The organism is uncultured Cetobacterium sp. (assembly GCF_947039425.1).
Classification (GTDB): domain Bacteria; phylum Fusobacteriota; class Fusobacteriia; order Fusobacteriales; family Fusobacteriaceae; genus Cetobacterium_A.
Window position 1 is genome coordinate 1 of sequence record NZ_CAMQYW010000055.1, and the last position, 9,280, is coordinate 9,280.

The 9,280-nt window shown below is 24.4% G+C and carries 8 protein-coding genes and 2 tRNA genes; all 10 read right to left on the bottom strand.

What is annotated here, in order from left to right:
- Nucleotides 1–84 precede the first annotated feature (84 nt).
- The 10 genes from Q0V09_RS04725 to Q0V09_RS04770 all read right to left on the bottom strand — a co-directional run bounded on the left by Q0V09_RS04725 (nt 85) and on the right by Q0V09_RS04770 (nt 9,124).
- Nucleotides 85–160, bottom strand: a tRNA-Met gene (locus tag Q0V09_RS04725).
- A 9-nt stretch (nt 161–169) separates the two neighbouring features.
- Nucleotides 170–257: transfer RNA gene (locus tag Q0V09_RS04730), tRNA-Leu, on the bottom strand.
- Between the two features lie 191 nt (nt 258–448).
- Nucleotides 449–1,189: a glycosyltransferase family 32 protein gene (locus Q0V09_RS04735; protein ID WP_297406148.1), complete on the bottom strand. Its 741-nt coding sequence runs from the start codon at nt 1,187–1,189 to the stop codon at nt 449–451.
- 8 nt (nt 1,190–1,197) lie between these two features.
- Complete coding sequence (locus Q0V09_RS04740) at nt 1,198–2,184, bottom strand: glycosyltransferase (protein WP_297406149.1); 987 nt, start codon at nt 2,182–2,184, stop codon at nt 1,198–1,200.
- Nucleotides 2,169–3,290 (bottom strand): glycosyltransferase family 4 protein, encoded by a 1,122-nt coding sequence (locus Q0V09_RS04745; RefSeq protein ID WP_297406150.1) that lies wholly within the window; start codon nt 3,288–3,290, stop codon nt 2,169–2,171. Before Q0V09_RS04745 ends, Q0V09_RS04740 begins: the two co-directional genes overlap by 16 nt.
- Before the next feature lie 16 nt (nt 3,291–3,306).
- A complete protein-coding gene (locus Q0V09_RS04750; protein WP_297487416.1) occupies nt 3,307–4,422 on the bottom strand; it encodes an EpsG family protein in 1,116 nt (371 codons plus the stop codon).
- Between the two features lies 1 nt (nt 4,423).
- On the bottom strand, nt 4,424–5,476 hold the full coding sequence (locus Q0V09_RS04755; RefSeq protein ID WP_297406152.1) for a glycosyltransferase: 1,053 nt from the start codon (nt 5,474–5,476) through the stop codon (nt 4,424–4,426).
- Nucleotides 5,476–6,273 carry a glycosyltransferase family A protein gene (locus Q0V09_RS04760; protein WP_297406153.1) on the bottom strand — a complete coding sequence of 266 codons (798 nt, stop codon included), beginning with the start codon at nt 6,271–6,273 and terminating at the stop codon, nt 5,476–5,478. The genes Q0V09_RS04755 and Q0V09_RS04760 overlap by 1 nt, the downstream gene beginning before the upstream one ends.
- A gap of 2 nt (nt 6,274–6,275) precedes the next feature.
- Complete coding sequence (locus Q0V09_RS04765; protein ID WP_297406154.1) at nt 6,276–7,511, bottom strand: exopolysaccharide biosynthesis polyprenyl glycosylphosphotransferase; 1,236 nt, start codon at nt 7,509–7,511, stop codon at nt 6,276–6,278.
- Between the two features lie 2 nt (nt 7,512–7,513).
- Nucleotides 7,514–9,124 carry an aryl-sulfate sulfotransferase N-terminal domain-containing protein gene (locus Q0V09_RS04770; RefSeq protein WP_297406155.1) on the bottom strand — a complete coding sequence of 537 codons (1,611 nt, stop codon included), beginning with the start codon at nt 9,122–9,124 and terminating at the stop codon, nt 7,514–7,516.
- Nucleotides 9,125–9,280 lie beyond the last annotated feature (156 nt).

A 9,280-nucleotide genomic window follows, 5' to 3' on the forward strand; every position in this document is an offset into this window, starting at 1 on the left:
CTCGCGACATTCAGCTTGGAAGGCTGACGCTCTACCAACTGAGCTACTCCCGCATATTTCCATTTTTTGGTTTATTAAATTGTTTGGTGGCGGGGGCTGGATTCGAACCAACGACCTTCGGGTTATGAGCCCGACGAGCTGCCAACTGCTCTACCCCGCGATTTATAAATGGTGCCTGGAGCCGGAATCGAACCGGCACGCTATCAGATAGCTCAGGATTTTAAGTCCTGTGCGTCTACCTATTCCGCCACCCAGGCGTCCTAGTTGAGATGGCTTGTCGCTTTCGCGCTTTGCTGTCCCTCACGAACATAAATATATTATCATAAATATTAATCTAAGTCAACAAGTTTTTTTATTTTTTTAAAAGTTTTTTTTCGTTTTTTTTATTTTATTGATACTTTATTTCCAAACGCCCTTATTAATCAATGGTTACACTAAAATTTAGAGCCTATTTTCTGACTTTTTTCTTAATAAATTTTTCATAAAACTTTCTAATTGGTTCTAATGTTTTTGATAAAATCAAAATATTTATAACAATTTTTTTCCATCCTTTTATGTGTTTAAACTCTAAAAAATACAATTTTTTTTTATTTTCATGCCAACTTTTACCCCACCAATGAATCCCGTGAGTTTCTTTTTTTATATCTGTATATTTAAATTCTTCTGTATAATGATAAGGATAGAAATATTCTGACTTATACAACTTTATTTTTTTAGGTTTTTTCACTTTAAATAAATATTGAATTATTGATGGTATTGTATAAAAGTTTTTCTCCCAAATATCTTTTTCATAAAATTTTAATATCTCCAATATAAAAGGGTTTTTCTTTTTTGCTCCTATTATTCCAGCACTTATTTGATTTTCATCCTCTAATCCAAAAAATAGATCATCATTTAAAAAACTATCCAATTTTTTGATTATTTGCATGTCTGAATCTAAATATATTCCACCATGCTCATACAAAACTTTTATTCTAAAATAATCAGATAAAAATGCCCAAAGTTTTCTTTCGTAACACTCTTTAAGAAATCTATTTCTTTCAATCTCTTCATAAAAATTTAAATTTTTTTCATTCCATTCTATTATTTCATAATCTAAAAGTTTTTCTCTCCAAGAATTTATACAAATATCCATTATATTAGGTTTTGGAGCTCCACCTAGCCAAATATAATGTATTTTTTTCTCCATGTCTCCTCCTAAAATTTAGGTATTTTTTGATTTAAACCTATTCCTTTCCCCATTATTTTTCTCAAATTATTCATTAAATGAGGAGCAAAATAAACTAATATTTCTTCTACATTTTTATTTTTAAAACCATGAATTTCCTTAAATAATTTTCTATATATATATAAATTTTCTTTATATGGTTTTTTCATATTTATTTTTCTATATAATACAACTTTATAGAAACTAGGTAAAAGTTTTGATAAAGCTTCTTGGCCATAAAAATCAGTTTGTGAATATTCTTTTAATAACATTTCACATATTTTTTCTAAAGAATCAATACTTTCTTCATTTACTTTACTCATTATACTTCCACTTCTCTGTCTATAAAAATAGAATGTTTTATCTATATATTTTACTCTTTTGGCTTTTAAATAAACCATCGGAGTAAAAAAACTGTCTTCATGAATTAAATTTTCATGAAAATAAAGTTTGTTTTCACAGATAAATTCTCTTTTGTATATATCATCTACAACTTCTTCTCTAAAACATTTTTTCCCTTGAAAAAGAGTTTGAAAAAATTTAGTTCCTTTTCCAACAGTAAAATCTTTAATTTCTTGAGATCTATACAAGGGCATTCCTATTTTATCTTTGCTAAAATATCTCATATTTCCTACCATAACATCTAAATCTAAATTTAATCCCTCTTTAAAGAACTCTTGAAATATCTTTGCATCTATTGTATCATCACTATCTATAAAGGATAAATACTCCCCTTTTGCCTCTTTTATTCCTATATTTCTTGTTGCTGATAATCCTTGATTATTTTTTGTAATTATTTTTGTTAATTTAGGATATTTTTTTTTATATGTTTCCATTATTTCTTCACTATTATCTGTTGACCCATCATTTATTAAAATTACTTCATAATTTATATTAGAAATTTTATAAATACTTTCTAAACATTCACTTAAATATTTTTCAACATTATAAATTGGCACAATTATACTAAGCTGCATATTTTTCTCCTATAAATATCAATTATTATTTTTTCATCAAACTCCTTTAACATTTTTTCTCTTCCATTTTTCCCCATTAATTTTCTTTCTAGTAAAGATAATTCTAAAAACTCTTCTATTTTTTCAATAAGATCAACTACACTTTTTACTTGAACCAATAAACCATTTTTTTTATCATCAATTAATTCTTTACATCCTGTTACATTTGAAGCTATTAATGGTTTTTCCATACTAGCTGCTTCCATTAAAACCTTAGAGATGCCTTCTCTGTAAGAAGGTAAAACTATACAATCTGCTTCTCCTATAACCCTTTCTACGTCTTTCCTATGACCTAAATACTTAATCACACCTTCATTTTCTAAATTCTTCATAACTTCTTCATTAATTCCATTTTTACTATTTCCACCTAAAGCTCCTAAAAACCAAAATTCTATATTTTTATTCTTTTCTTTAATTCTTCTAGCAGCTTCAACATATTCTCTAAATCCTTTATCATAAAAAGCTCTAGCTACCATCAAAAATATAGTTTTATCTTTTTTAGTATTATTTACTCTTTCAATTGGAGAAAATTTTTCTACATTTACTCCTTCTCCTGGAAGAATAAATATTTTTTTCTCTTTTACAATTTTATTTAAAAGTAATTCTTGTTTGTCATCTTCGTTTAATACCCAAACTTCTTTAGACATATTTAACGATATTTTATATAATACTTTCGCTATTTTTGAAACTATTCCGTTTTCAATAAAAGAATATCCTAGTCCTGTCAATATAGCAACACTTGGAATTCCTAAAGCTCTTGCCATTAAACTTCCATAAATATTTGGTTTTATTGTATAGTGAAAAATTATGTCTGGTTTTTCTTTTTTATAAATTCTTCTTAATTGATTTGATAAACTTAAATCTCTAAAGGGATTTATTCCTCTTTTACTTAATTTTATCGATATATGAGCTATTCCTAAATCCTTTGGAAAATCTATTCTTTCATCATTTGGTGCAATTGCCACTACTTCATGACCATCTTCAATTAAAGCTTTAATAACTCCATATCTAAATATATATATATCCCACAACACATTTGCAGTAAAAAAAATTTTTAATTTTTTCATAAAATTCCCCCTTAACTTAATACTGAAGTAATAACTCTTTTCCATAATAAGATTTCATATTTTTTTTACTTTCTATTAACTCTTTCTCTCTTTTTTTATAATTTAATTTATATATTAATGAATTTTCATATTTGTAATTAATTTTATTACCAGGATAACTAAAATTAATATAGATTCTAAATATACAAATAGTCCCAATTAAAAAACTTAAAATTACTTTTTTATTTATATATTCAAATGCCCTTGCATATAAAAACCAAGTTATAAATAAAAATAAAATTCCTATTCTTAATGATACTATAGAAAGTTCACTAGTATATAAAAATATAAATACACTTAAATATCCTATATTTTTTAAAACTTTATTCTTTTCATAATAATAAGCTATTATAAATAATATAACTCTTTCAAGATAAAATAAATTTAATCCTCTAGGTATATTTTTAGGAATTACTTTTAAATAATTATTTATCTTTTCCCCTATAGATCCATTTAAATAATTTCCAAAACTATCTAAACTATTTAATATAAAATCAAAATTACTCAAATATATTAAACTTCCCAATAAAAATAAACTAATTATTAATTTTTTATTATAATTTATATTTAATAAATAATACAAAGGAATATATAAAATAGCACTTTGATGGAAACTCACTCCAATTAAATTTAATATAATATAAGGAATAAATTTTCTTTCTTCTATATATTTCAAAGAAAAAATAAATAAAATTATAGCTTTCATATTTCTTAAAAGTTCCACTTCCATAAATAAACCTTGAATAGAAAAAAATATGACAAAAGCTAATATATAATATTTGCAATATTTTTTAAAAATAAAATATAAACATATAAAATCTATTCCCAAGGTTATACTTTGAAAAAATGTGTAATTTTTATAAATGCTTCCAATAAAAAAACTGTATAACATATAACCTTTTTCATATATATATGTATTACTCATAAAAGATGGATAATAAAAATACCAATCTGTTCCTAAAAATCCTCTAGTACTAAGCAAAATCCAAATAACAATCATTAATATTATTAAAATTTTTGATTTATTTTTATTTTCATAAAAAATATCAAAAATTCCAAATCCTAAGAGTATTAAACTTATTCCTAAAAGCATTTTATTCTCCTTTATAAAGAGCTATATATTTTTTAGCTGTATTTTCAATTGAATATTGAAGACTATTTTTTATTCCATCCTTACTTTTTTGTAAATAATAAGCTTTATCTTCTAAAAGAAGAATTTTATCAACTAAATCATTTTCATTTCCCAATTGAAATAATAGCCCGCCACCTTTTATAACTTCAGCTAATCCTTTAACATCACTTCCTATTAATGGTGTTCCTGAGGCCATCGCTTCTAAAGCACTTATTCCAAAACCTTCATAATTAGATGATTGTATTGCTATATCATGACGCTTTAATAATGAAGAAATAGAATTAGAGTACCCTAAAAATGAAACACGCTCTTCTAACTTTAGCATTTTTGCTTCATTTAAGACTTTATCTTGCGTTTCTCCTTCTCCAACAAATGTTAATGTATAATTTTTAGATAGTTTCTTTAATGCTCTAAGCACTGTTAAGTGATCTTTTGATTCATGAAAACGCGATACCATTATTAGCTTATCTCCTTTTCTTTCTTTAGACCTTCCCATAAAAGCTCTTAATGAAACTCCATTTTCTATTATCTCTAATTTCTTCATGCTAATTCCAATCCATTTTACTAAAGATTCTGCTGTCCCTTCAGATATTGCTACAACTTTATCATATGAACTGTAAATCATTTTATCTAATATTTTATATATAGATTTTTTTCTTCTATTATTTGAAGTACTATGTTCTGTTGTTATAAATTCAACATTTTTCACCATTCTTTTAGCTAAACTTGTCCATATTTGACTATGAATAAGATGTGCGTGCACAACATCAAATTTTTCTTTTTTTATTAATTTTACTATTTCAAAAATATTTTTAAAACTCTTTTTATTATTAATCTTTGTTATATTTACTTTTATTCCTCTTTTTTTAAAATCTTCTAAAAATACTTGATTTTTTGTATCTAAAACAAGGAGTTCTACCTCTACTCCTTGTTTTTTTTGTGATGGAATCAAATCTAATAATAATTTTTCTGCTCCTCCAAGTTCAAGAGAAGTTATAATATGTAATATTTTCATCATTTACCTCTATTTTTCTTTATATCATAATACTTACTCTGAATAAATCTTATAATAAATTTTATTTTGTTTTTTATTGGAATATTTTTTCCTATCATATAAAAATAATATTTTTTAAACCCTTTAGGATTTTCTTTTAATACCTCTTCAAATCTTTTTGTATATCCATCTATTAAATATTTATAATAATAAATTCCTTTATCTATATATCTAAAACTATAATGTTCTCCAATTTTATTCCAAATATATCCCTCTGGAAAAAATTTTTCATTTTCTATTTCTGGAAAAGGAAATTCTCTCATTATTGATGTTTTTATAATTTCTGCTTTATCTTTTAATATTTTTTTATTATAAAAAATATCAATAGGATTACTATCTATTTGATCTTCACCAAAACTTTCATCTTTATATTTTATTTCACCATTTTTATTTACTTCAACTTTTCTAAAAACGATTCCTGCAAAATCACTAGGCAAAGTTACTATCTCCTCTTGAATTAATTCAAGAGCTTTTTCATTTAAATAATCATCACTATCAACAATAAAAAAATACTCTTCAGACGCTAAAGATAAACCAATATTAATAGCTCTCATCTTTCCACCATTTTTTATTTTCTTATAAAGAATATTAATTTCCCCTTCTTGTATAAAAGATTTAATTAAATTTTCTGTTTTGTCCTTTGAACCATCATCAACAACAACCCACTGAAAGTCCTTCATCGTTTGATTTTTTAAACTCTTATATAATATTCTGAGGGTGTCCTCCCTATTATATGTTGGTGTAAATACTGTTATCATTTCTACCTTCCTTTTCCAAAAATAACGGTTTTTAACGTTTTAAATAAAATAACTATATCTAAGAATAAACTATATCCCTTTATATAGTATAAATCATACTCTAATTTATATTTAGCATCTTCCACTGTAGCTCCATAAGGATACATCACTTGTGCCCATCCTGTAAGACCTGGTTTTACCATGTGTCTCAATCCATAATAAGGTATTTGTTTCTCTAGCTCTTTTATAAATACCATTCTTTCAGGTCTTGGACCTATAAAACTCATTTCCCCTTTAATTACATTTAATAATTGAGGCAATTCATCTATCCTTGTTTTTCTCATAAACTTACCAAATTTTGTAACTCTAGGATCATTTTTTTGTGCCCATTTTGCACCATCTTTTTCAGCATCTTCTCTCATACTTCTAAATTTATGAACCATAAATTCCTTTTCTTTTTCTCCAACTCTTGCTTGAGAATAAATTATTGGCCCTGAACTTTCTAACCTTACTATAATAACTGCTAAAATCATTATTGGGAGGGTCAATATCCCTATTATTATAGACATCCCTATATCAAATATTCTCTTTATTTTATTTTGAACTTTACTTCTTAAAATTTGAAATCCATAAGCATTTAATAACCATTCTTCACTTACATATGAAACCTCTATTTTATTCTCAATATCTAGCATATAGTCTAAATATCCTTTCACTTCAGTTCCTCTTAACTTTATTTTTAAAATACTTTCAATCTCTTTTTCATCTAATTTTAATTTTCCAAGTAATAAAAGTTTTATTTTTTTATTTTCAACATAATCTTCTAAAAAATTAATATTTTTATTAAACTCTAAATATCTATATCCTTCTAGTTTTTCTAAACTTTTTTCTAAATTTTCTTTTAATTCTCCTTCTCCATAAATTGTAACAACTTGTTCTCTATATGAAATCATATTTATTACTAATCTTAATAATAATAAACTAGATATAAATATCATAAAAAATATACTTAACCAAAACTCCCAACTAAATAAAAACCATATAGAAAAACATACTATATTTATAATAATAACTGTTAAATAATTATTTAAATTATATCCATGGACTTCAAAATCCATTAAATCAAATAAATACATTCCCAAAACTATGAAAAAGAAAAAAATAGCGCCTAAAACTATCATTTCAGTTGACATAAAAAATATATTTGTTAACATAAAAAATATTATTCCTAAAAAAATTATATATATTGTTCGTAACATTTTTAATTAACATCCCCTTCGTATAAATTAACCCTTTCTCCATCTTCAACAAGATTTTCTGAAGCATTATGCCTATCATAATATATAACAGCTTTAAATACTTCATCTTTACTATCTAAACCATATTCTGAAAATAAAGCATATGGATATGCTCCTGATTTATAAGATGTAACTGTTAATAAATTATTATTTCTAATTAAATATTTTGTTTTTTTATTTTTTAATTTTAATTGATTAGTATCTCTTCCTATTCTTCCTAATATTTTACCTAAAATATTTAGTTGAAAAGTATCCTCATCATTTTTTATTTTCCAATCTCCTATTTCACCTTTTTCAATTCTAACTTTTCTCATATCTTTTCCTGTTGATAAAACATATCTAATATTTCCCATGCTATCAAAAGCAAAGGGTAATCCCTCTTCTTTCAAATTAAAAGAAACTAGATTTACTCCTGGTTGAATACTTGTTGGAACCCTTTTTTCAACAATAATAACAGGTAATCTATCATCTACAGAACCAGTTTCTAATTCCAATATTTTTTCTTTTATTATTTTTTTATTATTTTTATCTAACATTTCTATTTTTACAATATTTTTACAATCTGGATATAATCCTACAATTGGATATATATCTCCACTTTTATATGAATTTTCATATGAATAATTTGGAACTCCATCCCTTCCTAAAATTGTTGTTTTTAAAATAATATTTTTTTCATCTGTTTTAAACATTATTGAATAAGATAATGGGGTTCTCCCATAAGGGTTCATCTTTAAATATGGTTTTTCAAAATTGTAATCTTTTGAATTAAATTCTTTAATTAAAATGTTTTCACATTTTTCATCTCTTACATATAGATCTCCATATAGAGCAGCTTTTCTAATATTAAAATCATTCGTATAATCAGCTATTCTAATAGCTAAATTAGGATCTATTTTTCCTATTTCATAAAGAGTTTTACTTATTGAAACAATCTCTGCTAAAGTATATTTACTTAAGTTTTTTTTCTCTACATATTCCACTGTTTCTGGAGATTTCAATAAAATTTCACTAATATCTATAAGTTTCTTTTCTGGAAGATTTTCTAACGTAACTTCCGTCCCTTTTATTGGAAGTAATTTTGGTATTCTTTCTCTCATTTTAATAACTTCTGGCCTATTTTCTATTTTTGTCATTGTTCCATCATAATTCTCTTTTAAAACTTTATTTTTTAAATAACTTTTTAGATTGGGTGACAATACTTCTAAAGCTTTTATTCCTTGAACTATTTTTAAATTTTTTATAGCTTCATCATAATCAGTTGTTGTTAAAAGAACATTTATATTTTGATCATTTAAAAAACTTACAAATCTTGAGTCATCTAAAATGGAATTTGCAATTTCTAATTTATCAACTGATAATGTTAACAATATATTTCTTAATTCATTCTCTTGAATTTTATTATCTAAAATATTGTCGATCCTTCTCTTTTGACTATTCTTATATATATTTGATGTAATTTTATTTTTTCTTAAAAATTTTTCAAAATTATCCTTTTTTATAATTAATAAAACACTTAAAAATATTATGCATATAGATGCTGAAAATACTATAATTCTCTCTTTTCTTTTCATTTAATTTCACCTCTTTCATTTTATATTATACACTAATTTATATATAATACACAAAAAAAGAGTCCTAAGACTCTTTGTATTTTAAATATTTTACAAAAAATAAAAATGGCGCTTCTTGCTGGGCTCGAACCAGCGACAACACGATTAACAGTCGTG

Excerpts from the sequence above, each read along its gene's own strand:
- Q0V09_RS04765 (WP_297406154.1), bottom strand. The coding sequence starts at position 7,511 with ATGTTACGAACAATATATATAATTTTTTTAGGAATAATATTTTTTATG.
- Q0V09_RS04740 (WP_297406149.1), bottom strand. The coding sequence starts at position 2,184 with ATGCAGCTTAGTATAATTGTGCCAATTTATAATGTTGAAAAATATTTA.
- Q0V09_RS04770 (WP_297406155.1), bottom strand. The coding sequence starts at position 9,124 with ATGAAAAGAAAAGAGAGAATTATAGTATTTTCAGCATCTATATGCATA.
- Q0V09_RS04745 (WP_297406150.1), bottom strand. The coding sequence starts at position 3,290 with ATGAAAAAATTAAAAATTTTTTTTACTGCAAATGTGTTGTGGGATATA.
- Q0V09_RS04755 (WP_297406152.1), bottom strand. The coding sequence starts at position 5,476 with ATGAAAATATTACATATTATAACTTCTCTTGAACTTGGAGGAGCAGAA.
- Q0V09_RS04735 (WP_297406148.1), bottom strand. The coding sequence starts at position 1,189 with ATGGAGAAAAAAATACATTATATTTGGCTAGGTGGAGCTCCAAAACCT.
- Q0V09_RS04750 (WP_297487416.1), bottom strand. The coding sequence starts at position 4,422 with ATGCTTTTAGGAATAAGTTTAATACTCTTAGGATTTGGAATTTTTGAT.
- Q0V09_RS04760 (WP_297406153.1), bottom strand. The coding sequence starts at position 6,273 with ATGATAACAGTATTTACACCAACATATAATAGGGAGGACACCCTCAGA.